Annotated in this window: 25 protein-coding genes; 14 read left to right on the forward strand and 11 right to left on the reverse strand. The window is 65.9% G+C overall.

The features are described from left to right. Positions 1 to 36 precede the first annotated feature (36 nt). On the reverse strand, positions 37 to 573 hold the full coding sequence (locus KEG57_RS40145; protein WP_272426261.1) for a hypothetical protein: 537 nt from the start codon (positions 571 to 573) through the stop codon (positions 37 to 39). 422 nt (positions 574 to 995) lie between these two features. Between KEG57_RS40145 and KEG57_RS40150 the strand changes: the two genes are divergently transcribed. Then, positions 996 to 3,863, forward strand: coding sequence for an MYXO-CTERM sorting domain-containing protein (locus tag KEG57_RS40150; protein WP_272426260.1), 2,868 nt, complete (start codon positions 996 to 998; stop codon positions 3,861 to 3,863). A 62-nt stretch (positions 3,864 to 3,925) separates the two neighbouring features. Here KEG57_RS40150 and KEG57_RS40155 read toward each other — a convergent pair whose 3' ends face one another. Further along, positions 3,926 to 4,936: a hypothetical protein gene (locus KEG57_RS40155; RefSeq protein ID WP_272426257.1), complete on the reverse strand. Its 1,011-nt coding sequence runs from the start codon at positions 4,934 to 4,936 to the stop codon at positions 3,926 to 3,928. A gap of 307 nt (positions 4,937 to 5,243) precedes the next feature. Here KEG57_RS40155 and KEG57_RS40160 point away from each other — a divergent pair, with 307 nt between their 5' ends. Continuing rightward, positions 5,244 to 5,771, forward strand: a complete 528-nt coding sequence (locus tag KEG57_RS40160; RefSeq protein ID WP_272426256.1) for a hypothetical protein — start codon at positions 5,244 to 5,246, stop codon at positions 5,769 to 5,771. Between the two features lie 29 nt (positions 5,772 to 5,800). Here the strand turns inward: KEG57_RS40160 and KEG57_RS40165 are convergent, their stop codons facing one another. Then, positions 5,801 to 6,436, reverse strand: coding sequence for a glutathione S-transferase family protein (locus KEG57_RS40165; RefSeq protein WP_272426255.1), 636 nt, complete (start codon positions 6,434 to 6,436; stop codon positions 5,801 to 5,803). 66 nt (positions 6,437 to 6,502) lie between these two features. Between KEG57_RS40165 and KEG57_RS40170 the strand changes: the two genes are divergently transcribed. From KEG57_RS40170 to KEG57_RS40180, 3 genes are all read left to right on the forward strand, one after another. Next, complete coding sequence (locus tag KEG57_RS40170; RefSeq protein ID WP_272426254.1) at positions 6,503 to 6,829, forward strand: hypothetical protein; 327 nt, start codon at positions 6,503 to 6,505, stop codon at positions 6,827 to 6,829. 235 nt (positions 6,830 to 7,064) lie between these two features. Continuing rightward, positions 7,065 to 7,550, forward strand: coding sequence for a sugar dehydrogenase complex small subunit (locus tag KEG57_RS40175; RefSeq protein WP_272426253.1), 486 nt, complete (start codon positions 7,065 to 7,067; stop codon positions 7,548 to 7,550). A gap of 30 nt (positions 7,551 to 7,580) precedes the next feature. Then, the gene (locus KEG57_RS40180) at positions 7,581 to 9,188 is read left to right on the forward strand and encodes a GMC family oxidoreductase (protein ID WP_272426252.1); all 1,608 of its coding nucleotides are present in this window, start codon (positions 7,581 to 7,583) and stop codon (positions 9,186 to 9,188) included. Between the two features lie 34 nt (positions 9,189 to 9,222). Here KEG57_RS40180 and KEG57_RS40185 read toward each other — a convergent pair whose 3' ends face one another. The 3 genes from KEG57_RS40185 to KEG57_RS40195 all read right to left on the reverse strand — a co-directional run bounded on the left by KEG57_RS40185 (position 9,223) and on the right by KEG57_RS40195 (position 12,121). Beyond that, the gene (locus KEG57_RS40185; RefSeq protein WP_308215663.1) at positions 9,223 to 9,843 is read right to left on the reverse strand and encodes an MXAN_6652 family MXYO-CTERM-anchored protein; all 621 of its coding nucleotides are present in this window, start codon (positions 9,841 to 9,843) and stop codon (positions 9,223 to 9,225) included. Positions 9,844 to 9,887: 44 nt separating this feature from the next. Continuing rightward, positions 9,888 to 11,108 carry a DUF4374 domain-containing protein gene (locus tag KEG57_RS40190; RefSeq protein WP_272426249.1) on the reverse strand — a complete coding sequence of 407 codons (1,221 nt, stop codon included), beginning with the start codon at positions 11,106 to 11,108 and terminating at the stop codon, positions 9,888 to 9,890. 242 nt (positions 11,109 to 11,350) lie between these two features. Next, positions 11,351 to 12,121 carry a hypothetical protein gene (locus tag KEG57_RS40195; RefSeq protein ID WP_272426248.1) on the reverse strand — a complete coding sequence of 257 codons (771 nt, stop codon included), beginning with the start codon at positions 12,119 to 12,121 and terminating at the stop codon, positions 11,351 to 11,353. 114 nt (positions 12,122 to 12,235) lie between these two features. On the opposite strand from KEG57_RS40195, the gene smpB reads away from it, so the two are divergent. From smpB to KEG57_RS40210, 3 genes are all read left to right on the forward strand, one after another. Continuing rightward, positions 12,236 to 12,718: an SsrA-binding protein SmpB gene (gene smpB / locus KEG57_RS40200; protein WP_272426247.1), complete on the forward strand. Its 483-nt coding sequence runs from the start codon at positions 12,236 to 12,238 to the stop codon at positions 12,716 to 12,718. A gap of 175 nt (positions 12,719 to 12,893) precedes the next feature. Then, a complete protein-coding gene (locus KEG57_RS40205; RefSeq protein WP_272426245.1) occupies positions 12,894 to 15,377 on the forward strand; it encodes a bifunctional aminotransferase class I/II-fold pyridoxal phosphate-dependent enzyme/GNAT family N-acetyltransferase in 2,484 nt (827 codons plus the stop codon). Between the two features lie 188 nt (positions 15,378 to 15,565). Next, positions 15,566 to 15,847 (forward strand): hypothetical protein, encoded by a 282-nt coding sequence (locus KEG57_RS40210; RefSeq protein WP_272426243.1) that lies wholly within the window; start codon positions 15,566 to 15,568, stop codon positions 15,845 to 15,847. Between the two features lie 23 nt (positions 15,848 to 15,870). Here the strand turns inward: KEG57_RS40210 and KEG57_RS40215 are convergent, their stop codons facing one another. After that, on the reverse strand, positions 15,871 to 16,755 hold the full coding sequence (locus KEG57_RS40215) for an ADP-ribosylglycohydrolase family protein (protein WP_272426241.1): 885 nt from the start codon (positions 16,753 to 16,755) through the stop codon (positions 15,871 to 15,873). A gap of 277 nt (positions 16,756 to 17,032) precedes the next feature. On the opposite strand from KEG57_RS40215, the gene KEG57_RS40220 reads away from it, so the two are divergent. After that, positions 17,033 to 17,545 carry a hypothetical protein gene (locus tag KEG57_RS40220; protein WP_272426240.1) on the forward strand — a complete coding sequence of 171 codons (513 nt, stop codon included), beginning with the start codon at positions 17,033 to 17,035 and terminating at the stop codon, positions 17,543 to 17,545. A gap of 41 nt (positions 17,546 to 17,586) precedes the next feature. Here KEG57_RS40220 and KEG57_RS40225 read toward each other — a convergent pair whose 3' ends face one another. From KEG57_RS40225 to cml, 3 genes are all read right to left on the reverse strand, one after another. Continuing rightward, on the reverse strand, positions 17,587 to 18,783 hold the full coding sequence (locus KEG57_RS40225) for a glycosyltransferase (protein ID WP_272426238.1): 1,197 nt from the start codon (positions 18,781 to 18,783) through the stop codon (positions 17,587 to 17,589). Positions 18,784 to 18,887: 104 nt separating this feature from the next. Further along, positions 18,888 to 20,015, reverse strand: coding sequence for a threonine aldolase family protein (locus tag KEG57_RS40230; RefSeq protein WP_272426237.1), 1,128 nt, complete (start codon positions 20,013 to 20,015; stop codon positions 18,888 to 18,890). 113 nt (positions 20,016 to 20,128) lie between these two features. Then, entirely contained in the window at positions 20,129 to 21,328 is a 1,200-nt protein-coding gene (cml, locus tag KEG57_RS40235) for a CmlA/FloR family chloramphenicol efflux MFS transporter (protein WP_272426236.1), read from the reverse strand. A 396-nt stretch (positions 21,329 to 21,724) separates the two neighbouring features. On the opposite strand from cml, the gene KEG57_RS40240 reads away from it, so the two are divergent. From KEG57_RS40240 to KEG57_RS40260, 5 genes are all read left to right on the forward strand, one after another. Beyond that, positions 21,725 to 22,426: a hypothetical protein gene (locus KEG57_RS40240; protein ID WP_272426235.1), complete on the forward strand. Its 702-nt coding sequence runs from the start codon at positions 21,725 to 21,727 to the stop codon at positions 22,424 to 22,426. Next, positions 22,423 to 23,166, forward strand: a complete 744-nt coding sequence (locus KEG57_RS40245) for a hypothetical protein (protein ID WP_272426233.1) — start codon at positions 22,423 to 22,425, stop codon at positions 23,164 to 23,166. The genes KEG57_RS40240 and KEG57_RS40245 overlap by 4 nt, the downstream gene beginning before the upstream one ends. A gap of 61 nt (positions 23,167 to 23,227) precedes the next feature. Further along, complete coding sequence (locus KEG57_RS40250; protein ID WP_272426231.1) at positions 23,228 to 24,151, forward strand: hypothetical protein; 924 nt, start codon at positions 23,228 to 23,230, stop codon at positions 24,149 to 24,151. A gap of 33 nt (positions 24,152 to 24,184) precedes the next feature. Continuing rightward, the gene (gene fabG, locus KEG57_RS40255; protein WP_272426230.1) at positions 24,185 to 24,961 is read left to right on the forward strand and encodes a 3-oxoacyl-ACP reductase FabG; all 777 of its coding nucleotides are present in this window, start codon (positions 24,185 to 24,187) and stop codon (positions 24,959 to 24,961) included. Between the two features lie 59 nt (positions 24,962 to 25,020). Beyond that, entirely contained in the window at positions 25,021 to 25,581 is a 561-nt protein-coding gene (locus KEG57_RS40260; RefSeq protein WP_272426228.1) for an SgcJ/EcaC family oxidoreductase, read from the forward strand. Positions 25,582 to 25,601: 20 nt separating this feature from the next. On the opposite strand, the gene KEG57_RS40265 is transcribed toward KEG57_RS40260, so the two are convergent. Then, entirely contained in the window at positions 25,602 to 26,027 is a 426-nt protein-coding gene (locus tag KEG57_RS40265) for a DUF6896 domain-containing protein (RefSeq protein ID WP_372518230.1), read from the reverse strand. Positions 26,028 to 26,591: the final 564 nt, after the last annotated feature.

A 26,591-nucleotide genomic window follows, 5' to 3' on the forward strand; every position in this document is an offset into this window, starting at 1 on the left:
AATCACGAAGAGGTCGCTCGAGCAGCATTCGGTCGGTCAATTTATTGGCTTTTCAGGGGAGTCGATCAATACCTTCGGGAGCTCGTACTCGCCATTTTTAAAATTCTTGGGATCGATGAACTCGGTGTTCACCAGGGTTGCGTCCTTGATGAACAGCACCTTGTACTCTCCTCTGTCTCTGTCCACACTCGGTACGACGAGTCTGAACTTACTTCCCCCCCGAATCGTTTCGGTATTGACCACGGCGTAGACGTCGATGGCCGCATTGTCATATTGTACCGCACCCAGGATTCGCAAAGGTTTCGAGAGCTCTGCGTGCCGCCATATGGGGTAGATGAGCGGAACGAAGCCGAGCGCGAACAGCGTCAGCGCCGGGATGTTGGTCTTGAAGGTTCCTAGCGGGGTCTGCACTTCGGCGACTTGCTTCGTCTCTCGATCGATATAAATTTTCTGCTTGTAAAGCATCACGATGCCACCGATCACCATGATGGCGCCGGAGAAGCTCGACAGGTAAAACAGCGGCACGATTGCAGGGTCCATCGCTTCTCTCCAGGCCGAGGGGCTGGTCGTCACGGTCGACTCGGCGCTGCAACGCTTTCGTGCAGCTTTCGTTCCAGTGGGAGCTAGGACGATGGTTGCGCTCGGCAGTGGGGCTACGTTCCGAGAACGAACCTTGCCGCTTACGGGGGCACCCGCAGGGACGCATGCACGGGCGGAGACGGTAGCTCCCGCTTCCTCGTCGGTGAGCGGCGTAACCACGCAACACCTTGCGCACCTCGGCATCGCTCGCGTGCTCGTCGACGTACACGCACCCATCGCTGCCGAGCGCGAGCGTTTGGTGGCGCGCCCACCGGAGCAAGCTGCGGGTCCCGCGCTGCGCGCCTTCCTCGGGGCTTTCGTTGTCGCTGCCATCCATGTAGCTTCCCAGCAAACCAGCCGGGGGGACGCTGCTGCACGAGGATGGAATGCGAAAACGAATGACGAATGCACGTTGGATGAGGCCCTGGTCCGGGATCGCGCTTTGCGCCCTCGCCACGGCCTGCGATGAAGGCGGCCCGCTCCCGCAGGCGAACGAGGTTTCGGGCGGGGGCGTCGAAACAGAGGCCGCGCCGCTCCGCGCGAAGCTCGAGGCGCGGTTTCCCGAGCAGGCCCGGGAGGTGCTCTCGGCCGACCCGTTCGATGCCGGCGAGGACGGTTATCACCGGTCGCCGCCGCGGTCTCTCGGGACATGGGACGATTTGCGGGTCACGCTGCCGCGCGAAGGCGAAGGCGTGGTGCACTTTCGCACGCAGGACGGCTTCGAGATCGCGGTGCGCGAGGAAGGGCTCACGGGCGATGCATTCGGTGTCGACGCGGCCGTAGCATATCCGCGTCATGGCGGCACGTCGTTATGGGTGCGAAGCGCGGGCGGCGTGGAGGAGTGGCTCGCGCTCGAAGCTGACCACGCGCAGGAGGGCGCGCCGCTCGCGGTCTGGCGCGTGGACGGGGCGACGGCGCGGCAGGACGCGTCGGGAATTCATTTTTTCGATGAGCGGGGCCGCGCGCGTGTACACGTCACGGCGCCGCGCGCTTTCGCGGAGGGCGGAGCGCCGGTTTCCGTGCGCCTCTCGCTCGACGGCGCGACGATCGCGCTCCACCTGGAAGGCAAAGCCCCGCCGGGCGCTGCGCTCTTCGTGGATCCGGCGTGGACCACCGTCGCGCCGATGAACACCCCGCGCGACAGCCACGCGGCCACCTTGCTCACGAATGGCAAGGTCCTCGTCACCGGCGGGTATACGACCGGCAACCTGCCCACCAAGTTCGCGGAGCTTTACGACCCTGCGACGAACCTCTGGAGCTTCACGGGCTCCATGATTGCCGCGCGCCTCGCCCACACGTCGACGAGGCTCGCCGATGGCCGGGTGCTCATCGCCGGCGGTCTCTGGGAGGTCAGCTCCGCGGGCGGCGAAGTCTACAATCCCGCGACGGGCACGTTTTCCGCGACACCGCCGATGAAAATGGACCGAGCGACCCACCGCGCGGCGCTTCTCGGCGATGGTCGCGTGCTCGCCGTCGGCGGCTATTACTCCATGAACGAGAAGGCCACCGAGATCTACGACCCGGTCGCGAATACCTGGACGACGGGCCCCTCGATGGTCGACTCGCGCGCGTCGTTTGCGCTCGTCACGCTGGCGAACGGCAAGGTCCTCGCCATCGGCGGCTCGGGCACGGGCTCGCAGAACGCGGAGCTCTACGATCCCGCGACGAATGCCTGGAGCTCCGCGGGCATGCTCAACGTGCCGCATTCTTTCAATAGTGCTGCGCGCCTCAATAACGGCAATGCAATCACCTGCGGCAACACCGACTATACCGCGTTTTGCGAGCTGTACAATCCGGCCACCAATTCGTGGACGCTCACGGGCTCCATGGCCGTCGGCCGCGCCGCGGCGACCATGGTGCTCCTGCCGAACAGCAAAGTCCTCGTCGCGGGCGGCGGCCTCGGAGCCGCAGGCCCGGCCAGCGCCGAGCTTTACGATCCGAACTCCGGCGCGTGGAGCACGACCGCCTCGATGAGCGTCGGGCGGAGCTACCACACGGCGACCTTGCTGCAAAGCGGAGGCGTGCTCGTGGCCGGCGGGGATCCACCCAACACGAGCTACACCACGAGCGCTGAAATCTACACCCTGGCGAACCCCGTCCCGTGCGCTGCCGGGGGGAATTGCCCGAACGGGCTCTGCGTCGACGGCTATTGTTGTGATACGTCCTGCGGCGGCGGCGTCGCCGGCGATTGCCAGGCATGCAACGTCCCGGGCGCGGAGGGCATTTGCTCCCCGGTCGCGGCGGGCACGACGTGCCGAGCGGCCGCGTCGGCCTGTGATGCCCCCGAGACCTGCAATGGCAGCGCCACCACGTGCCCGCCGGATGCGGCCCAGCCAAACGGGGCCGCCTGCAATGATGGGAATCCCTGCACGCAGACCGATACGTGCCAGGCCGGCACGTGCACGGGCGCAAATCCGGTGGTTTGCACCGCGCTCGACACCTGCCACCAGCCCGGCACGTGCAACCCTGCCACCGGCGTGTGCAATAACCCCGCCAAACCCGACGGCAGCACGTGCGACGACGGCAATGCGTGCTCGCAGACCGACACGTGCCAAGCCGGCGCCTGCGTCGGCGCCAACGCCGTGATTTGCCAGGCGGCGTCCCCGTGCCATTTGGCAGGCACGTGCAACCCGACCACGGGCGTGTGCTCGAATCCGACGAAGCCGGACGGCAGCACCTGCAACGATGGCAATGCCTGCACGCAGACGGATGCGTGCGCGAGCGGGGTCTGCACGGGAATGTCGCCCGTTTCGTGCGAGCCGCTCGACGAATGCCATCTTCCGGGCTCGTGTGCTCCCGCGAGCGGCATGTGCTCGAATCCTGCCAAGCCGGACGGCACGCCCTGCACGGGCGGGATGTGCGTTGCCGGCGTCTGCATGAATGACCCGACGGGTGCAGGCGGCGCAGGTGGCGCGGGCGGCGCGGGTGGCGCGGGCGGAGCCGGTGGCAATGGAGGAACCGGCGGCTCCGGTGGCTCCGGTGGCAATGGAGGAACCGGTGGCGCGGGCGGAGCCGGTGGCAATGGAGGAACCGGCGGCTCCGGTGGCTCCGGTGGCAATGGAGGAACCGGCGGCGGCGCAGGAGGAGCGGCTGGCTCTGGCGGTACCGACGTTACGTCGTCCTCGAGCAGCACGGCCTCGTCGGGCGGCGGCGGCGATTCGATTGGGGAGGAGGGCGCCTGCGGATGCCGTCAAGCCGGCGATGGCCCCCGCACGGCATGGCCGCTCGCCGGATTGCTGCTGCTCCTACGACCGCTGCGACGCCGTCGCATGAGCCGAGGCTAGCCAAGGAGCCGCCTGCGCGGTTCGGCATCCCCATCCCAAACGATTTCTCCTCCCCGAGGCGATCAGCGCGTCTTGGATGTCGTCGTCGCCTTCTTCGCGGGGGCCTTCTTCGCGGGGGCCTTCTTTGCCGGCGCCTTCTTTGCCGCGGTCTTCTTTGCCGCGGCCTTCCTGGTTGCCAGGAGCGCGCGGAAGCCGTCGGCCAGCAATTTGTGTCGAGGCAGAAGGGACTTGCGCCAATCGAGCTGCGTCGTTGCGGCGGTGCCCGCCTCGAGCGACGCGACTTCACGATCGACTTGCTCGATGGCTTGCGTCAACAGCTCGCTCGGCAGGCCGCGAAGGCTCTCGTTCAGGCCCATGTTCCCCGTGATCGCGTCCCAGAATTGCGTCAGGGCTTCGTCGGCGACGCTTGCACGCCGGTCGGCCCACGCCTCGAGCAGGAGCGAGAACCGCGCCGCTTCTCCGGCCGCGTCGGCGCCGTAGTAGCGTTCGGCCTTGCCCGCGCGGAAGGCCTCGTACGCCGCGATGGCTTCTTCCGGCACGGCCACCGCGGGGTTGAACGTCCACGCCGGCGGGTACGGTCGACGGAGCGACAGGTGCTTCACGGCAGCGACCGCGAGCCGCTCGTCATCCCCTCGAAGATGCGCGGCGATGACGTCGAGCCAGTGCTCCTTCGCCTCGAGCACCTTCGCGAACACCTCGGTTTCGGCCTTGGCGTGGTGAAGGGGGCCGAAGGGCTCGGGCTCCTCCCGAACCTGCTTCGGTTTCGACTTCGTCTGTACCGTGTACGCATCCCAGAGTGTCCCGGGCTGGGCGTTTTGGAGAAACGCCGCGAGGCGGTCGCGCTGCTTGTCGACCGAGCCGGCGTCGTACATCGTGAGCCCGTTCGCGGAACAGCACTTGGGATCGAGCATCGGGAGGTGTTCAGCGGCGAAAGGGCTCTCGACGACCCGAACGAGGCCGAGGCCTTGCCGGCAGAACGCACAGACCGGATCGCGCACGCTCGAGTCCGGCGCGGCACGAGCGCCATTGTGTTCGTGGTCGACGGCGACGAGCGAAGGCAGAATCTTGGGCATGCTCCCCTATACGGCACAACCAGGAATTTTGTAACTACGTGAACGTCGGGCTACGACCGAACGAGATGCGGGGGCTACGGCGGTGGGCAGGGGGCCGCATCCATGAGGAGCACAGGCGCAGAACGTTCGATGGTCATGGATGGGGTTCGCGTTGGGCCGGGAAAAAGCTCTCGAAGGGCTCTCTTGTAGACGACGATCACAGTGGACGCCGACATGTCCACCGCTGTACACGAATGTCGCTAGAATTATGTACAACGCCGAATAGGACGTCAGCCCATCGCCAACAGGACAGGGAAAGCTATTTAAAATGACAGAGTTTCGGGACTGCCGATCCATCCCGCACGACCTGGACCTTTCCGACGCCGTCGCGGAGCGCCTTGTCGCACATGTCGCGTGCTCCTTGCTCCCAGGGCTGGAGCGCACTGTCGGCGCCATCGATTGGCGCCATGGGAGTGAGCATGGCACCGACTGGACGGCGGAGGGCTTTCTACCAGACGAAACGTTGATTGTATTGTGCCTCCAGACGCACACGCGTGAAGTCCGCTTGTACCTTGATACAGCCTTCAAACCGGTGCCTGAACCTCCTTGGTGGGCGGATTGGCTCGTTGTCGGCATTCTGGCAGGCGCAGTTGGTGTCGGCGTACTGCTCGAAAGCGTGGGCTGGGGTGTCGCCTCCGCTGTGCTTGGGTTCGGGGCGTGGGTAGGCCGCGACGTCCTCCTCCAGATTCGGGCAGAGCGTACTGCGCGCCCCCGTTCTATCGATGAGGAATCCTGGCGCCAGCGTTTCAATGCAGCCATCGACCAGGCGTGCGACATGATTCGCGCCAGTGGCTGACGCGGTTTCCGCGCAAGTGAGGCGGCGCTTCACTCTGCGAAGCGGCGCTCCCACAGCGGCTGCAGCCGCGGATCGTTGTCGACCCGCGCCATCACGTGCGTCATCTTCGGCGCCTCCTGCTCGAACCGCGGCCGCCAGGGACCAAAGCGCGACACGACGTTCACGTACAAGTCCAGCACCGTCAGCGTGTCGCCGAGCAGGTAGCGGTCGGGTGTCAGTTGCGAATCCATGTGCTGCCAGCAGAACGCAATGCGCTCGTGCACCGCATGCACCACCGCGTCGCGCTGCGCAGGCTCGGCGCCGATGCGCGTGACGTCCGGCTTGATCCAGTGCAGCGAGTAAATGGCGGACGACACGAAGACCATCCAGCGCAGGAACTGTCGGCGCGACGGATCGTCGACCGCCGGCGCGAGGCGCGACCCCGGATGCCGGTCCGAAAGGTCGATCAAAATCGCCGCGCTTTCGGTCATCACCTCGCCGTTCGGGAACACCAGCGTGGGCAACTGGCGCATCGCGTTGACTGGCGCGACGCGCTCGCGCGCCTCCGGTTCCACCCAGGTGGCGCCTTCGATCAGACGGTACGGCAGACCGAGCAAAATGAGCGCAGCCTCGACCGCGACCGCGCCGGACCCGGGGGCGCCGTAAAGCGTGAGCATGTTCGTCATGAAGTCGATACCTCTACTCTCTTGTTGTGGTCATGGTAGTGTAGTAAAGCGCAGGATCGCAAGACAATGACGAAACAAGAGGCACTGATAATCGCAACGGCCTTTCGGGATCGCCAGGGATACAAAACAACGATCGATGCCGGAACGCCTGCCAGGCTGTACGATTCATTTGAATGCGTAACCGGCCCCGCTTGGGTGATCGAGGCTCCGCTTCCGCCCTCAACGCTCGAGGGAACCAATACGATCACCTATGTCGTCTCGGTTGCTGAGAAAGCCGTAAAATGCATCATCAATTCCTCCGGATTCATCAAGCGTCTGGACGAGCTGGATACGAGTTTTTCGGATGACGAGCTCGACGAGCTCAGGGACATGGGGTTTGAGGTGCTCGACTGAGCCCCTCGCCGCGAACACTGCTCGGCGCGCATCGCGCAGCCCGACGACGTGGGCGAGGTGATCGCTGCGCTGCTCTCCGACAAAAGGGGAGCGGGCGGACTCGTCTTCAGCCTCTGGGGGACGAAGTGAGAACCCTTGCTGCTGATTCATGTTGTGGGGCTCGCAATGTTTCATGTAGCCTCGCTTCATGCGAATTTCCTCCCAGGTACCTGTAGACCAAGGAATTTCTCTTCGCGTGGACCGACGGGGTTTTCTCGGAGGGCTCTCGGCGCTCTTCGCGGCGTCTCTCTTGCCGGCCTGTGGCTCGGACGAGCCCGTCGTTGACGGACCCCTCGCTCGGTTCCTCGCGCTCTCGGCGTTGCTCACCGGCTTCGAGAACCTCCCGCGCGCGCATGGGCAGATCTACCTGGATGCGCTGCGCGCCTCGCCGGAGCAATCGGTGGCGCTCGACGAGCTTTATGCCGAGGCGGGTTATGGCGGCGAATCGAGCCCGGGCTCCCTCGCGGACCTCGAGGCGAAAGGCACCTTCACCGATGCACGCCTGCGCGCCGTCGCCGACACCATCATCCTCAACTGGTACACGGGCGTCTACGAGGGCGCTTCGGGCCCCGAGGTCGCCACGTACACCGACGCGCTGACATGGCGCGCGCTGGACTACACGAACCCCCCGAGCGAATGCGGCGGCCTCACAGGCTTCTGGGCGGAACCCCCCGCGGGCTGACCTCACGCCACGATTGGAAAGGACCACGTCATGGGAGATCAACTGACAGCGGACGTCGTCATCGTCGGCGCAGGTATTTCAGGGACCATCCTGGCCCATCGGCTCGCCAAGGGCGGGGCCAAAGTCCTCATCCTCGAATCGGGGCCCCGCGTCGATCGGCAGAAAGCAATCGATACCTACCGCAGCGCGCTCATCAAGGTCCCCGAATCGCCCTTCCCGCGCTCCACCGCGGCGCCGGGGCCGGCCGTCATCGACCTCGAGGGCTATTACGTCCAGGAGGGCCCAGATCTCTTCAAGAGCTCGTACTTGCGTCTCGTCGGCGGCACCACCTGGCACTGGCTGGGGACCACGATCCGGCTCGTGCCGGACGATTTCCAGATGAAGACGCTTTTCGGCGTGGGTGTGGATTGGCCCATCACCTACGACGACCTCGAGCCCTATTATGCCGAGGCTGAGATCGAGCTCGGGGTCGCGGGGGAAGGGGACCTCGGCTCGCCTCGGACGACGCCTTATCCGATGAAGCCCATTCCGCTGACCTACTCGGACAAACGCATCGCGGACGCCATCGGCGGGCTCGGGTATACCGTCACGACGACCGCGCAGGCGCGCAACACGGATACCTACGACGAGCGTCCCCCGTGTTGCGGCGCCCGGACGTGTATCCCTGTCTGCCCTGTCGTCGCGCGATACGACGCCTCGGTGCACGTCAAGAAAGCCGAGGACGCGGGCGTTCAGATCGTCGATGAGGCCATCGCGCATTTCATCGACATCGGCGCTGACGGCCGCGTGAGCCGTATTCGCTTCAAGCGGCCCGACGGCAGCGAGCACGAGGCGTCTGGCAAGGTGTACGTCCTCGCCGCGCACGCCATGGAGACGCCCAAGCTCCTGCTCATGTCGAAGACCGGCGCGCTGCCGAACGGCGTTTCGAACCTGAGCGATCAGGTGGGCCGAAACCTGATGGATCACCCGATTCAACTGAGCTGGGCGCTCGCGGAGGACTCGCTCGCCCAGAGCCGCGGACCGCTCTCGACCGGGGGGATCGACGGGACGCGGGGCGGGGCCTTCCGCAATGCAACGGCCGCGTTCCGCGTCGAATTCGGCAATGACGGCTGGACGTGGCCGACGGGCGGGCCGATGAGTACCGTGGGCGAGCTCGTGAAGCTCGGCCTGCGAGGTCAAGCGCTCGCGAAGGAGCTTTCCCGGCAAAGCGCGCGCCAGCTACGCTTGTCGAGCCTCATGGAGCAGCTCCCGGATCCGGAGAACCGCATCGTCCCCGCGATGGACCAGCTCGACGCGCTCGGCATCCCGCGCCCGCGCATTTCCTACCGCGTCGATACCTACACGCGGGACGGCATGAGCAAGGCGATAGGGGTTCACGATCAGATCTTCGATGCCCTCGGCGCAACGGTTCGAGAGCACGATCCGGAGCCACAAGGCGCGGGGCATGTGATGGGCACCTATCGCATGGGCGCCGATCCTGCGACGTCCGTCGTCGACGCCCAGTGCCGCTCGCACGAGCATGACAACCTGTTCATGCTCGGCAGCGGCACCTTCCCGACGGCCGGCACGGCGAATCCCACCTTGACGATCGTCGCGCTCACCCTCCGCGCGGTCGCGGCGATCCAGGCGCAGCTCTGACATTCATCGCGAGAAACGATCCGCGAGGAGTGCCTCAGCGCTGACGGCGCCGGCGCGACGCCAGGCCTATCATCATGAGGCTCAACGTGGGCGTGCTCCCGGCGGAACCGCATCCGCCACCGCTGTCCTCTTCACCATCTGGAGCATCGACGGGCGAACCCTTGCCCACCGTCACGGTCATTTTGGTGGCTGCGGCCTTGTCCCCCTCAGGAACGAGGTCCGCGTTCGAGGAATTGCCGGCCCCGAAGAGCGTGAGGGTGATATCGGCCTCTGGCGCGACGAGCGAGAAGTCGAAGCGTAGCTCGTCGGCGGTGAAAGGCTGCGGGGCGGAATGCGTCAATTCGGCCCCCACCTTCTTCATCCCGCTGCTGCCGGTCTCGAGGCTGGCCTCCGCGTTGTCCACGGCGATGTCCAGCCCTCCCGTCTTTGCGGCACCCCCCCGGATGACGAAGCTGTATTGGCCTGTGGCTCCCGGCTCCAGGGCTGTGGGGCCCTCGAACTCCACGGTGCAAGCCGCTCCCCCCTTGTGACACGTGATGCACGTCGCCTTGTCCTTGCCGGACTGACCAGCAATGCCCGTGCTGGTGGCGAGAGCAGGAGACGACCATAACGCTAGAACGGCGAAGAGACCTGCGACACGGAGCAAAGAATGCATGGAATCTCCAAGGAGGGGTGAGACGCGGTGTTGCTAGAGCCGCGCTAGCGAAGCTGGAGGAAGGAGAAGGAGAGTCCCTCCGTGGTCACCGTGGGCTTGCCGTTGTCCTCCAGCACGCGCAGGGTGGTGGACGCGGCGCCCGCGCCGAATTCGGTGTAGAGGGTGTGGTTCTGTGACTCGAAGAGAAAGACGCTGCCCGAGGTCGCCGGGAAGCTGTCCTTCCGCGTCGCGGTCATCGTGTCGAGCTTTAGCTCCCACCATTGCCAGCCCGTCCCGCTCGCAATGGTGCGGGGATGCGTGCCTTCCAGGACCGGGGCGACGGTCTCATCGAGCACGCGCACGTATGCTGTCCCCTCCGGGCCTGGGACGAGCGTGCCCGCGGTGCCACCCCCCACGAGCTCCTCGAGCGTCCGGTAGAAGCCTTGATCAAAGGTCCGTGTGTGGGGATCGAACTTGAGCAGGCACGGCGCGGGCGCGTCCTCGCCCACCACCCGGCGCACCGCAGCTCCATACGCCTCCGTCGCGAGGTACACCTTGCCGTTGGGACCAACGGCGGCGTCATGCGTGTAACCGCACCGCTCGTCCGTCGCGATGGTGGCCACATCGGTCGCCGTGTCGATGGAAACCACGCCCGCCTTGGGAGTGATGCCCACGCCTGAGACGGGACGCCAACCCACGGGCATGAGGATCTGATCGTCGAGCCGGATGGCCGCGCCCGAGAAGGCCATGACCGTATCCGGCGTGACCAGCTCATCGAGCGGGATCTGGCCTGTGACCGTCATCTCCTCGGGGTTCCAGATGACGATTTGGGCGGTGGCCCCATCGAAGAAGTAGGCCTTGGTTTCGGAGACGAACTGGAAGTTGGCCTGGTACTCCCCGAGCGACGTCACTCCCAGACTGTCGAAGCTCACGGTGCCCGCCGGCTCCAGCGCCCGCGAGCCGTTGAGCTTGTAGCGGGTCACCGTCGCGCTCTCGTCGCTCACGGCGTAGACCGTGCCGGACTTGGGAATGCCCACGCCCAGCGCACGGCCGGACACCCGGACGGCGTTGTCGAGAGAGAGCGACGCCGTCTGCTCCGCCTGGTCCGTCACGATGACGTAGCTGTCCACCGGATCGGCGACGAGCAGCTGCGTGGTGATGGCGTACAGCGGCCCGTTGTCGTCGCCGTTCTGCGTTGTCGTCGCGTCAGAACAGCCCGTGACCAGGGCCACAGCGAACAGACCGGAGGAAAGCCGCAAGAAAGTGGGTGTGCCTACGTTCTTCATCGAAGCGGCCTTTCTGCGTAAATGAAATCGATACTCATTATCATTTTCAGTACAAGAGCGTTCCTGGCATGTCAAGCGCAGGAAGGATGTCGGTGAAGTAGATCACGCGTCGGAGCGCGCGCGAATACCTTCCCCGCGGCTTCCGCGCAGGTCTTCCGCGGGGAGCGTCGTTGATGCCGTGGGCAGGCGGGCTGTAGGTCTGGGCTTCAGGGGCCGCGCGGGCGTGGCGGGCGCGGAGGCGCCTACCGGCCTCGCCGAGGCGCGCTTCGCTTCGCTGCGGTGGCCTTCTTCGCGGCGGTGGCCTTCTTCGCGGCGGTAGCCTTCTTCGCTGCGGTGGCCTTCTTCGCGGCGGTGGCCTTCTTCTTCGCCGCCCCGGCCTTCTTCGAGAACGGCGCCGCAAAATCATCCTCGGACACGAGGTACTCGCTGACGAGCGAGAACAGCCCCGGGCAGGCCCCTGGCTTCATCCCCGGCCTCGTCCACGCAGCAGCCGCGCGCGTCGCGCTGTCGATGAACTCTTTCCATCCGGGAACACGCCGCGAGGGACTCCTCTGCAGCGAGGCCTCCGGAATCGAGGCGGCGACGATCTGCGGATCCGCCACCTCTTTGATGCGGGGCCCCACGGCAGGCGGCGCTGGAGAGAACCACGCGGGCGTGTCGGACACCGAGTGGAAGGTCGCGAGCACCCCCTCTCGAAACACGGCCAAGGTCGCCATGTCGATGACGCCATCCAGCTCGACCACAGCCACGGGCCGCGCACCCGCAGCGCGCGAAAGCGCCTCGAACAGCGGGAAAAACCGGTGCGTATCCAGCCGCCCCTCCAGGGACGCCCAGTGCAGCGGCCACCCCCCGTACCGCGTCCAGTCGCGCTCCGGCTTCAGCGACGCGAGCAGGCAAGGCTCACCGCTCCCGGCATCGACGAGCTTGGAGTGGTATCCCTCGAACGCCGCCCCCGCCTCGCGGAGCGCCGCCTCGCCGACGGAAGCCGGCGCGATGATGTGCAAGAATCCCATCGAGTCCTCGTGACCAGAGGGTGCTGGCTCCGCCCAGACACGCCATCTTTACGCGGCGGAATGTACCCAAGAACCCTCGACGATGCCATCATCCGCCTCGCCGAAAGACGCTGCATGACAGGACGGAAGCAGAGCGACGAGCACGTCATCGCGCGAAACCGCGCGGCGACGTTCCACTACGAGCTATCGGACCGGTACGAGGCGGGGATCGTGCTGCGCGGGAGCGAGGTGAAATCGCTGCGTGAGGGGCGCGTGCACCTCGCCGATGCGTTCGCGGTCGTCGAGCGTGGCGAGGTATGGCTGCGGAACATGCACATCGCATCCTTCTTCCACGCGCGCGCGTTTCCGCACGACGAGCGCAGCGCACGCAAGCTGCTCCTCCACGCGCGCGAGATTCAGCAGATCGAGCGCGCCATCATGCGCGAGGGCTACACGCTCGTGCCGCTCGACCTGCATTTCCGTAATGGCCACGTGAAGGTGACCCTCGGCGTCGGTCGCGGGAAGAAGGTCCACGACAAGCGCGCCACCATCGCCGAGCGCACGGAGGAACGCGAAACGCTCCAAGAACTGCGGGCCCGCCAGCGCCGCGGCGGGTAACGCGGGGCTCGTGCATTGCGCGGAATGGTGCATCCGCGACGTAGATCACTCGGCACGGTCGAACTTCAGTTTTTCTTGATGATCTGCACGATGCCGTGCACGATACCATTCTTCGATGGTGGCCTCGGGCACCAATGCCACACCGCCGAGGCTCCACCGCCAGAGGTGCACGAGAATGGACGCATCTAGCTTCCGCGACGCAGTATTTCAGGTTCACAACCACGGCAGGCAGCGCGGGCACTACTTCCTGGCGTCCGAGGACGAACGGCTCTCGGACCGTCATATCCAGGTAAACGGCCAACGACTGCTGTCGTTTGGCAGCTGCTCGTACCTGGGCCTCGAGTTCGATCCGAGGCTCATCGAGGGCGGGGTCGAGGCCTACCGCCGCTTCGGCTCACAGACGTCGTACAGCCGAGGGTACTTGTCGTGTCCGCTTTATCACGAGCTGGAAGAGGAGCTCTTTCCGCAGATCTTCGGCGTCCCCCGGGTGCTGGTCTTGCCCAGCACGAGCATCGCCCACCACGTGGTGTTGCCCGCGCTGCTGACCGAGAAGGACGCGGTCGTGTTCGACCACCAGGTGCACAAGTCCGTCGACGACGCGATCACGCTGCAATGCGCGCGAAGCAACGCGACGAAGGTCATCGTCAAACACGGCGAGCTCGACAGGGCCCTCGACGTGCTGCGAAAGCTCTCCGTGAAGCACCAGAGCGTCTGGTTCGCCTGCGACGGCGTCTACTCCATGTACGGCGACTACCTGCCCGAGAGCTTTTTGCAGGCAGTCCTCGACGTGGCGCCGAACGTCCGCCTTTACGTCGACGACGCGCATGGCATGAGCTGGGCGGGTGAAAACGGTCGTGGCCACTTCCTGTCCCGTTTCCCGCTCGACGAGCGGATGGTGGTGGTGACGTCGCTGGCCAAGGCATTTGCGACCGGGGGCGGGGTCGTCGTCGTCAAGGACCCACAACTTCTGGAGATGGCGAGGCTCGTGGGCGGGCCCTTCTCATTCTCGGGGCCGCTTCGCCCTGGCGATCTGGGGGCGAGCGTGGCCTCGGCGCGTATCCACCTGAGCCCCGAGCTCGGCCAACGCCAGGCGGTTTTGTGCAGCCGGATCGAACAGGCCAACACCCTGTGCGACCGGCTGGGCATTCCGCTCGTCATCCGCAACGAAGCACCCATTTTTTTCGTCGCGCTCGGCCGCGTCGAGGCCGTCTATCAGATGGCCGAGAGGCTGCGCGACGACGGCTTCCACGTCAACGTCTCGGGCTTCCCTGCCGTGCCGTCGAGCCGCGGCGGATTGCGCGTCGCCATCAATGCAAACCACGAAGAGCGCGAGGTCGACGCGCTCTTTTCTGCGATTGCTGGCCACCTCGAGCCGGTCCTCGAGAGCGTGGGCGTCACGCGGGCCGAGGTCGACGAGCAATTCCAGGGCGTGCTCCCGCCTTTCATGCGGTTCGCGAAGAACGTGATGTCGGGCATGTACCGTGTCCCGGAGCGAAAGACCGCCGCGCATGATACGGGCTCGGTCGAGACGTTCGACTCCATCGACCAGATTACTCCCGAGCTCTGGGACTCGCTCGTCGGAGGCCTCTCGTACATCGACGCCCGCACCATGCGCGCGGTCGAACGCGTGTTTCACCAAGGGAACGATCGACCTGAGCACCGCTGGTCCTTCCGCTACGTTGTGGTGCGCGACGCGTCCGGTGCGCCGCTCGCCGCAGCGCCGTTCACGACGTGCCTGATGAAGGACGACACGTTCATGAGCGCCGAGGTCAGCGTCGCACTCGAAGCAGAACGGGCGAAGACCCCCTACCTCTTCACCTCTCGCGCCGTCGTCATGGGCACGCTCGCGTCCGAGGGCGAGCACATGTTCCTCCGCCCAGGGGCGGACAGAAGGAAGGGGCTCGTCAAGCTCGTCGAGGCAGGCGTCGCCGAGATGAAAGCCCAGGGGTCGAGCACGTTGGTCATTCGCGACGTCAGCGACGACCCCGAGATCGCGCAAGCGCTCACCGGGCAAGGCTTCGTCCCCGTGCCGCTCGTGGAGTCCTACATGGTAGAGCTCGATTGGCGCGGCGAAGAATCTTTCATTGCGTCGCTGCCGACAGCCTCCCGGCGCAAGCACGTACGAGCCATCCACGAACGGTCATGGCTTTTCGACGTCGAGATCTGGGACAGCAAGACCGACGTCTCGGACGACGATCTGCGGCGGATGCACGCGCTCTACCTGAACATTGCGAAGAAGAATTTGCGCATCAACATCTTCCCCCTGCCGGTCGAGCTCTTGCGGGCGCAGATCAAGAGCGGCTCATGGGAGGTGCTGGTCTTGAGGCGCAAGGGGGAGAGCGCGCCCGTGGCCTGGGGGGCTTGCCGTCACGTGGGCGAAGATCACAGGTGGCTTTATTCCGGGGTCGATTACGAGGGATTCAACACCGAAGAGGTCAGCCCCTACCGCCAGCTGATCTGGCAGGTGGTGCGTCGCGCGGGCCAGCTCGGGTGCAAGCGCCTGCACCTGGGGATGGGCACGGGTCGGGAGAAGACTCGTTTTGGCGCGACGGCTCATCCCACGTTCGCGTTTGTCCGGGCTGACGATGCTTACCAGGCGACGCAGCTCCAAGAGTACGTCACCCGCCTCGCCATTCGCAGAAACCGCGCCGACTCGTAGCGGAATTTCGGGGCAGAAGGTGGAGGGAAGGGGATCGCTCGCAGCGTGAGCGCGCGCGGACGCGACCCCTCGACATCGGGGCGAGCGGGCCGAAGGGGATCCGGGGTCGTCGGGATGAGCCCGGGACCCTGCGATCCTTTGCGGCGCCGCCAGGCAAAGGAAGAAACGGGGATATCAAGATGACTGCGATGTCGAAGCTCTTCGCGCTGCTCGGTCTTTCCGCCTCTGTCGCTGTCGTCGGCGTGGGGTGCATCGCCGAGGTCGAGGCGCCCGCCGAGACGGAGTCCGCGGCGCTTGGCGCCGACGGCGAGAGTGACGAGGACCGGACGGGGGGTGAGGCGACGGTCGCCGTGAACGGCACGTTCGACACCCTTCGGAATGGTCGGCCCCGAGGGCACACCGCCTCCCGCTCCCGCAGTCGGAACCTAGCACCGAGGGAAATCCTGGTGGTCGGAGCCCGCGCGCGCTGACGCGATGGCACCCTGGCGAACTGTCATTTCAGGAGCGATACGAAGTTGTCGAGTACCGGGCCGAATCGCGGTGCCTCGGGAAGTTTTGCGACGAGAGTGTCCGGGAGCGGCCGTCCAGAAATGGCAGCGACCTGCGCCGTGATGGCGGCGATCGTATCGGTGTCGCCGCCCAAAGATACCGCTGTGGAGATGACCGATTCCATAGACTCATCCGGAGTTTTGGCCGCGACGAACAGGGCCATTGGCACGGCCTCGACCACATGCCCGGAGCACCCAAACCGCCCGGCGGCGTCGCTCGGCGAATCCTGACAGGTGGATAAGTCGAGCAACCGGTCGCGGACCGCCGTGTCGGGAAGCTCGTCAGAAACCAGCGAGAGAAAGTGTCCTGGCACGGCCGCGTGCTGCGCGCAGAGTCGAAGCGCGACGACCACGGCGAGTGCACCGGCGTAGGCTTCGTCGCTGTGATGGGTGATTCGTGAGACGTCTCGAATCGTTCGACGGTCGGCCTCGACACGCGGGTCCAAGAAGAACGACAACGGAGCGGCCCGCATGGCAGCGCCCGAGCCCGAGGCGAATTCGCCGCGGGCTCCCGCAAGGGCCCAATGGGCGCCTGCCGCAAGGTCACGAAGCGCCTTGATGGTCGCAGACCCCGCGCCAGTGATGCGGCCGGACTCGAACCAGCTACGAAATCGCTCTGCGATTCGCTCGGGCTGCACACGCCCTCGGCTCAGCACGATCGCTTCGCATGTGGCAAGGGTCAACCAAGTGTCATCCGAAAGTCGCGGTTCTTCCGGAAAGACCGGCTGAAGTGGCCCGGCGCGACCCTCATAGGGACCGCCCCAGGCATCGCCGAGAGCCCCCGCGAGCAGGCAGTTCCGCGCGAGTGTTCGCGCTTCGACGTCGGTCATGGTCGGGAGTCTACGCCGGCACCACCGGTGGCGCTCGTCTTTGGTCAGGCGCGGATACCCCGTGGGGGCCGTCCGAGAGGGCCGTTCATTGTCAGCAGCATAATGCGATTACGTTGTATATACTCTGCGCCATCTTGCGCCAAAATGACCTCGAGTTTGGCTCACACACCCCATCAAAGCCGAGTCTTTTTCTTTGGCACAACTCGTGCCTGAGGCGCCGGCCGCTATGAGACACTCCTCATTCTCGCCCCGTTCCTTCCTTCTTGGTGGACTCTCCTTGGTCCTGGCACTTGGCTCGATCGCTTGCGGCACTGCAATCGAGGATGAACCACAGGCGACCCCGCCCGCGCACGTGGATCTCTTCGCCTGCGGCGTGCAGCTCAGCTGCCCTGCATATTGCATTCACCTCTCCATTGCCGACTGCAGCGGCGGCGGATCGGAACCGCCGACGTGCCCGGGTGACGTCTGGCTCCAAGGTGAAAGCGGGGCGATCGAGGTGCACGATCGGCCGGGCCCCGGCAATTGGATGGGCGACAAGCTCACGTTGCTCTTGGGGGACGGTAGGGCGCTCGTCCAGGGCCGAACCCGCGCCTGCCAAGACGGCGGGTTCTGCGATTTGCCGAATATGCCCTGGGAGCTCGGCGCGCACGAGTTGTGCGATGTGGCGGACCCGCCTGATACGTGCCAGCCGGGCAACTGCACCGAGTTTCCCAAACTCGTGAACTGCGTGCCGCTCGAAACCGACTGGACCTGCGGAGAGGTCACGACGGCGATGGCCCCGACTCCGTGAGCTGGGCAGGCTCGTCCGATCGTGCCTTTCCCCCCGAGGTTTTACGCGGAGACCCGCTCGATGAGGTCGGCGGCGACGGCCGTGCCGTTGACCGCCACGGTGCCGGCGATCGCGGCCGCGCGAGCAGCGACCCCGGGATCGAGGGCGTCCCTCAATGCAGGCCGGAGGGACTCCGCGCTCAATGCTCCACGAGCCACGGACGTCCCGATCCCGAGCGCCCGGACGCGTGAGGCCCAATAGGGCTGATCGGAGAACATCGGGACGATCACCTGCGGGACGCCCGCGCGCGCCGCGGTCGTGGTCGTACCCGCCCCGCCGTGGTGCACCACCGCGGCGACCCTCGGGAACAGCGCCTGCTGATTGACGTCGCCGATCGCGATGCAATCGGAGGCGCCGTCGATCAGACCGAGCTCGGCCCACCCCTGCGACAGGACGACGCGACGCCCCGCAGCCCGCACGGCCTCGATGACGATGCGGCCGGTCTGCTGATCCACAGGCATGCTGCCGAAGCCGACGTAGACGGGCGGCTCGCCAGCGGCGAGGAACGCGTCCAGCGCGGGTTCGAGCGGCGCCTGGTCGGCAAGGATCCAGGCTCCTGTCTGCGTGACCTTCCGGCCGGGCGTCGCCGGCTGCGGCCCGAGGACCGGGTCCGCGGCGAGCCACGGATTCTCGCCCAGGATGTGGCTATGGACATCGTTCAGCGGATCCAGGCCGAGGCGCGCCCGATTGTCGTTGAGCCGCTCGAGAAGACGCTCGTTCCAGCTCCGCGATTCGTCCTGCCAGCGCCGGAGGTTTCCTTCCGGATCGCCCCCGGGCTCCCCGGCGGGCGCATAATCCGGCGACGGCAGGGCCACCGGCGCGTATAAGGCGACCACGGACGGGATGCCCAGCCGTTCCGCGATGGACCGTGCGGCATACTGGTGTGCTCCGCCGGCCACGATCACGTCGCATCCCTCGGCGGCCGACCGGGTCGCGTCGAACTGGTCTTTCGCGAGATGCTCGAGCAGCGCGCGGAGCTGCTCCGGCGTCGGTGGGGAGGCCTGCGCGGCGGCTCCGCTCGGCGCACGCATCGCGATGCCGATCGGGGTCGCCGTGAAGCCCAAGCCGCCCGCCCAGTCGATGAAGTTCGGCGGAATGCACAGCCTCACGTCGTGCCCCCGACGCCGCATCTCGGCGGCCAAGGCCACGACGGGTTGCACGTCCCCGCGCGTCCCCACGCTCGTCAGCAATACACGCATCGTCCCTCTCCCTTCCACCACGCGCGTCGCGTGGATCGGGGCAGCGCCCCGTTCCGCTCCATACACTGGAACGGGAGGCGAGGCGAGGACGCCCTTACGACGCATCAACCGTTCAGGCCGAGACGGCCGGAGGACGGGACTCGAACCCGGCTGTCGATCTTGCTGATCACGAGCGCGAGAATGTCCCGGACCTGCGCGTCGGACAGGGTCGACAACGCTTCCCCGACATACCATTCGATCGAGCTCTGCTCCGGCAACGCGGCATGTTTCGCGCCGCCGCACAGCCAGATGCCGTGTTCCGCCGCCAGCTCGTTGCGTATTTCCGTCAGGCGCTCGCGGCCGACCGGGAAATACACATGCAGCATGTTGACGTGCGGCCGCGCCGGATTGACTCGCAGTTGCGGAAAATCGCGCAGTACGTCGTACAGTCTTTCGGTGCGTTCGAGGTAGGCAGGCATCTTCGCCAGCCGCTCGTCGAAGCGCATCGCCGCCGACACGACATAGGGCGAGCGGCGATAGACGTTTCCGCCCATGCGTTTCATCCACGTATCGGCCTTCGCGATGAAATCCGTGCTGCCGAGCAGCATCGCGCCCGCATGCGCGCCGATGCCCTTGTAGAACGAGACGTAGACCGAATCGAAGCCTTGCGCGATCTCCTTCAGCGAGCGCTTGTAGCCGGCCGAGGCTTCCCACAATCTTGCGCCGTCCATGTGCAGATGAATGTTCTGTTGCCGGCCATGCGCTTTGAGCGCTTCGAGCTCGGCCCAGTCCGGCAACTGTCCGCCGATCTCGCGCATGGGCAATTCATAGAGTGCCGCGCCGATCCGATCGGGCCAGGCCTCGAGGTCGGAGACGGTCCAGGTGCGGAAAGGATCACCGACGGGTAGCGACTTGAAATGGTCGAGCAATTGATGGTTGCCGCGCTCGTGCAGCAGCACATGCGCGGTCGGATGCAGTGCGACCGCCTTGCTGCCGGCGGCTTCACAGGCGAGCCGCAAGGCAACGGATTGTGCCATGGTGCCGGTGATACAGAACACGGCCTTTTCGAAGCCGAGCAGATCGGCGATTTTCCGTTCGAAGTCCTGCACCAACGCGCCCTCGCCGTAGGCGTCATGGGCGATCTCGTTCGCTTCGCACCAGCGCGCCATGGCGGCGAAGTCCTCGGCGGCCGTGGTCGGTTTTTCTCCCGAGAAAAACGTGTGGCAACGCTGTCGCAGTTCCATGGGGTTCATGCGGAGCCTCCGGTCGTCGCAGTTCGATTCGACGAGAGTATGCCTGAATCCAATGCATGAACAAGGCCGAAGCCGGAGAGGCGGCGTGTTTGTCGCCCCTCCGGCCTCCTCGTTCACGCCGTCGAGCCTCGCCTTTCAGCCCGCCTGACGAAGCCTAACACGACGACGGCCATGAGCGTGCAATAGGCCGCAAGCGGCCATGCCGTATCCCCAGGCAGCAGCACGACCAGCGTCGTTCCGACGATTCCCACGACGAGGCTCTCGATGCAGTAATAGAGCGCGGTCGCGGTGCCGGCGACGTGGCCGAAGCTCTGGAGCGCGCCATTGGCCGTCACCGAGCTGGCGAACACGATGCCAATCGCGATGATCCACATGGGCGGGACGAATGTCCAGAACGACGGAGCGGCCGTCACCTGCCCGACGACCAGCAATGCGGCCCCCAGGAGCAGCATCCCCATCCCGCGAACGAGACTTCCGGCCCTTCCCCACCGCGCCACGAATCGCTTCGCGAACCGAGCCGTCGCGATCATGACGAGCGCGACCGTGGCAAAGAGGAGACTGAAGACGAGCTGCGAGAAGCCGACCCGATCGATCAGGATGCGTGACGCCGTCGAGAAGAAGACGAAGAACGCGCCCATCGCCGCGCTGAAGCCGAGCGTGTAGGTCCAGAACGAGGCGTCCGCGAGGATCTGGCCGAAGGCCGCGTGTGGCTTCGACGCGTTCACGGGCCGCGTCTCGTGCCACCTGGGAGCTGCATTCAGGAGAGCCGCGGTGGCGGCGACGCCGAGCGCAAGGAAGATCGCGCGCCATCCGAAATGGTCCGCGAGCAGTGCGCCGAGCACGGGCCCCAGCGCGGGGACGAACGCCAGCATCGAGCCGAAGAGGCTATAGATCACCGCCCCCTCGGGACGCTCCGCATAGACGTCGCGTACCGTTGCGAAGGTCGCGACGAGTGCCGCGGCCGCGCCGAGCGCCTGCAGAACGCGAAAGACGACGAACCATGCTGCGGATCCGGTGACCGCAAGCAGATACGATGCGGCAGCAAACAAGGCCGCACCGCCGAGCAGGACGGGTCGTCGACCAAGCCTGTCCGAAATGGGCCCGAACACGAGTTGTCCCGCGCCGAGGACGACCATGTAGAGGCTCAATGTGAGCTGAACGATCGCCGGTGACGTGCCGAGGATGCCTGGCATGCTCGGCACCACGGGCAGGTAGACATCCATGGCCAACGAGGCCAGCAGATCGAAGGGGGCCATCAGCAGCAGCGCTGCGGACAGCGAAACATTCCAACGTGAGGGTCTTGTTCGAGGCACGACGATACACCCGCGCAAATGGTGGACATTCGGCGGCGATCTGCCTCCAGGACGGCATTCGTCGAGGGATCGAGAGCAGATGGCCGCAGCAACGATTTCAGGGGTTGCTGCGGCTCACTCGTCTGCGGACTTGCTTGTCTCCATGCGTGCGTCCTGACCATGCCTTCGTGGCAAGCGATGAGAGGATAACGGATTCCGCGCCGTCCGTCCAGGATCCCGAAGCCAGGACCGTTGACAACCTGTCCTTGCGCATGTCACGCGGCGCGACAGACCGTCATCCGTGCTCGAACCAGGCGACGCTCGTCGGCCGCTTGTTGCTTTGCCCGAACTCTGGTATGGAATCTGCTTGTGGGGCCTACCGACGTCGCTACGGGGCTGAATGCAAAGGACGCGTCCATGCGAAAGCTCGGCATCCTCGTCTTCATCACGACGCTCGTCGCCCCCTCGGCGGCGCACGCCGGAATGCCGTTCGTGCGGCTCTCGGACATCGCGCGGATGCGGATCGAGGCCATCTCGTTTTTCGTGCTTCTCATTTTATTGCTCACGGTATTGGTCCAGTGGCTGTGGAACGCCGTGCAGCGGGACATCCCGCGGCTCCCCCGCCTTTCGTACAAGGCTTCCCTCGGCGTCGTTGGCCTGTGGGCGCTCGGCATGCACCTCGTCCTCAGCATGATCGCGGGCGGTCGCGAGCTCATGACCCCCGGAGCGTGGGAGAAGGACGGGGCAACGTACAAGCTCGGCTCCGCCCGCGCGGCACCTGCCGAAGAGGCGCTCGCGCACGCCCGCAAGCAGCAACTCGAGAGACTGCGCACAGCGCTCTGGGGGTACGCCAATGGGCACGGAGGCAGCTTCCCGCCACACGATTTCGTGGAAGAGATCCCCGAGGGCACGTGGCGCATCGTGGACCCTTCCGGGATGCATTACGTGTACGTGCCGGGCCTGCACCCAGAACGTGATGCCGTTCCCGTCGCGTACGAGCCGGGCATCTACTCCAGCAAGCGCATGGTGCTTCTGAGCAGCGGTGAGATCACGACGCTCGACATCGACGAAATCAGGCGCCGCATCGACGCCGCGCAGACGAGCAAGGGGGCACCGTGAAGGGGAACCGTGCGGCCGGCGGATGCCTGATCCTGGTACTGCTCTTCCTCCTCTTGTTCCTGATCTTCAGCGGGTTGACCATCGTGCTCGAAGCCCCGTGGTTCGTGGTCACGGGCTGGCTTTACTTCCTCGTGCGCGTGCTCCCACAGGTCCGCGTCAACGTGGAGGCCGTCGTCGCCGCGCTCCTCGTCGCGGGGGCGCTTTTCGCAGGGCTGCATGCCGTGCTCTCGCGTATCGATCGCCACGTGCGGTCGGACGAACCCTCGGCGCGGCCGTGGCGGCTACGCTCGACGGCCTCGTTCTTCGGGCTGTTCGTTGCAATGCTCCTGTGCAGCATGGCGTCCATCGGAGCCGTGCATCATATCGGATGGTTGTTTTCTGGCGGAAAGCTCACATATTCGAACCATGACATCGAGCCCTTCCCTGCTCTCAGGAGCATACGCCCATTGTGCGAGTCCTTCGCGCGGAGCTCCGGCGATGTGTACGAGCGCGCGCGTGTCTTTGGTCCCATCCGCGAGACGCACCACGTGCTCGTCCAGGAGGGGTCCAATGACGTTCTGATGTTCGAGCGCAATCCGCAGAACCCCGAGGTGTCCTACACGATGTACTGCGCGTCCGACGGCGATGTGCATCTGGGGGGCTTCGATCGCGACAAGGCGCTGGAAATGTTCCGTTCGCTCGGACGATCGCCAAAGGATGGCGGCGTTCCCGACGCGTTGGAGGGTGGAGCTGCGCCGTAGATTCGCTGGGACATACCCCGTTGCGCGTCGACGCTGCCCGGACCAAACTCGCACGGCCGCCATGGATACACGCCTTCCGCCGATGCTCCTCGACGATTTCGCGCAAGCACGCGAGACGCGAACATGGACCATCTCCGGCCCAAACAGCCGGATCGAGCTCGCCCCCGCCTTGGAAGAGAGCGAGGTGATTCCCGGCCTCGTCTCCTTCGGGATGGATGGCGGTGGTGGCGTCTGGTACTGCGATGTCGAAGATCGCCTCGGCGGAGGCGCCGGATCGATCATTCACCTCCACTTGAGCGGCGACTACGGCGACGCGCGGCGAGCGGCGCCGTCGTACGCCGAGCTTCGCGCGCGGCTCGCGCGCGGCTTCAACCCGTACGACCTGCCCACGCTCGACGAAGAGGCGTCGAAAAACCCTCCGCGCAACGTGCGCGTCCCCGGCATCGAGGGGCTCGTCGACGTGAAGAGCGTGCATGCGCGCACGCGCCGGCCCGCCGAAGTCGTCTCCGCGCACGACGTCCTCGCCGCCGGTCTTCCCGCGCGCGGCGGCGAGTCGATCTACCTCACCGACGAGGGGCGCGTGCAGTTCGTGACGCTCGCGGCCCGCGCCGTCGTCGATGGAATTGCGTGCGCGGCGGGTACACCGCTGTCGCTTCATCCGGTGACCGGACGTCCGCTTCGCTTCACGCCTGCGGAGCCGCTCGTGATCGACGGGCTCCCGCTCCGCGCGGACCACGAGGTCTACGTATACGATCCGGTCTTCTCGGCCAGCGCCAGCGGCGTGCTCGATCGCGACCACGACGTCGGCGGCGTTCCGCTCGCGGCCGGGACACGCGTCGTCCTCCGAGGCGAGGCGCAAGCGCTCGTGAGCGGAACGTTGCGCGGAGCCGCCACGATCGGCGGAAAACCCTTGGCGGCGGGGACGTGGTTCGAGCTGCTCGGCGACACGTTGTATCAAACGCGTCCGCCGGCGAACCACGCTTGACACCTCCCGACCGACGCCATTGAGATACATCCCATGCAAGGACTCGTTCAAGGAAGATCCGTCATCGTCACCGGCGCGAGCAAGGGCATCGGCCGTGGCATCGCGAGGGTATTTGCTCAAGGCGGCGCCAAGGTGCTGCTCGTCGCGCGGGATGGCCGCGCGGCGGCCGAGGTCGCCGCGGAGCTCGCGCAGGCGGGCGCCGTCGCCTCGGCCTTCGCCGCCGACGTGAGCGACGAGGAGCAGGTCAAGGCCATGGTCGACGCCGCCGTCGAGCGCCATGGGGGCCTCGACGTGCTCTGCGCAAACGCAGGGATCTTTCCCGCCGCCCGGCTCGAAACCATGTCGCTCGCCGAGTGGCGCGAGGTCATGCGCGTCAACCTCGAGGGCTGCTTCCTGTCGGTCCGTGCCTGCATCCCCGCGCTTGCGCGCTCCGGGGCTGGGCGCGTCATCCTGACCTCCTCGATCACGGGGCCGATCACCGGATTCCCCGGCTGGTCGCACTACGCCGCCAGCAAGGCCGGGCAGCTCGGCTTCATGCGGACCGCTGCGCTGGAATTGGCGCGGAAGGGGATCACCGTGAACGCGATCCTGCCGGGGAACATCGCGACCGAGGGCCTCGCCGATCTCGGCCAGGACTATGTCGATTCCATGATTGCAGCGATCCCCCTCAAGCGTCTGGGCAGCGTCGAGGACATCGGGCATGCTGCGGCCTTCCTGGCCTCGAAGGAGGCCGGCTTCATCACCGGACAGACCCTCGTCGTCGACGGCGGTCAAACGCTGCCCGAATCGCTCGCGGCATTGAGTGACTGACCGCTTTTCCAAACGACCCAAGCCCTTAGCCTCGTCATTGGATCCCAGGAGAGCTCTTCATGAACAGGTTCGCGCGAAGCTCGGCCATCATGGCCTTGTTCCTGTCGTGCTGTGTTTCTGCATGCGACCCGGCCGAGAAGGCCCAGGGCGCGTCCCAGGGCGCGTCCCAGAACGAGGAGGCGAGCCTGCGCAAGCTCGTCGCCGAGCAGACCGAGGCCTGGAACCGCCACGACGCGGCGGCGTGGAGCAAGGCCTTCGCTCCGGACGCCGAGTTCATCAATATCGTGGGGACGATCTTCAGCGGCCGTGACGAGATCCAAAAGCGGCACGCCCTCCTCTTCGAGAGCGTCTTCAAGGACAGCCATACGGAGGTGACGGTGAGGAAGCTGCGCCTCATTGATTCGAACGTGGCCGTGGTGGACACCGACCACGTGGTCACGGGGTACGCGGCGCTGCCTCCGGGGGTGCAGGCCACCGAGCAGGGCGTGCTGCGCACCCGCATGCGTTACGTCATGAAGCAATCGGGCGGCATGTGGTCGATTGTCGCTGGCCAGAACACGGACGTGAAACCGGCGCCGGCTCCGCCATCACAACCGGCCCCCGCGTCTTCGGGCGGTTGAGGCATCTCGGGCAGCGCAGGTTAGACGGCTTCGCTGTCTTTTGCGACGACACCATGCCTGGCATGTTCGGCGAAAGCTCCCGTTACGCGGCTGAGGCGCCCCGTACCTACGAGCACATCGAGCGCCCGTTTGGTGTCGTGGTACCCGTCGACGAGTTTGGCCGCGAGTGCGGCGTATCGATCGGTTGTGGCAAGGAAGCGATGGAAGAACCAGGGATCGAGCACGCCGAATTCATCTCCGAACGAGAGTTCCACATCAAGGACCTGGCCCGTGCGACGGCTCGTGAAGCAGCATTCCAGGCCGTGGAAGTAGTAGTCCCATTCGGCATCGAGTCGGCCTGAATCGTGCCCGCTATGGACAAGCGCCTCTCGCGCAATACCGAGCTTCTGGGAGAGACGAGTGCAAAGTTCAGTGGCCATGGCTCGGAACTCCCGCGCCGCTGCCACGAGCTCGTCCGCGATTTGCAGAACGTCGGAGACTGCGATTACGGGAAAAACGGTGATCTGCGATTTTCGCTCATGAACACGCTGTGTTCGGGCAGTGTGCGGGCGAGTCGCTGAGCGAGCTCTTCCAGCATCGGGCTATTTGGTATCGTCCAGTTTCAGCTTGCGGGCAAGTAGTAACACACCACGTGCCGGTGTTGGAGGACGGCCGACGCGGCGGACGGCTCGTAGCGTTCCTCCTGCGAATCTGGCATGGTTGCTCCATCTCAGAGGAACGCCATGAACCCTCGCATCCGCTTTGCCGCAATCACCCTCGGGTTCCTGGTTTCGGCCTGCGATTTCAGCGGCATCATGGGCGGCACCGGCGAAGGGGGGGCGGCGCCAACCCCAAACGGCGGGTCGGGCGGGTCGACGGCGGGGTCGACCTCCTCGAGCAGCTCGTCCTCGAGCAGCGCGAGCTCGTCTTCGAGCAGCTCGTCCTCAAGCAGCTCCGGTGGCGGCTCGTGCGAGACATGGTGCCTGACGCACGCAGATTGCCAAGCGGTCTGTCCGTCTCCATCTCCCGGC

The organism is Polyangium jinanense, assembly GCF_028435365.1.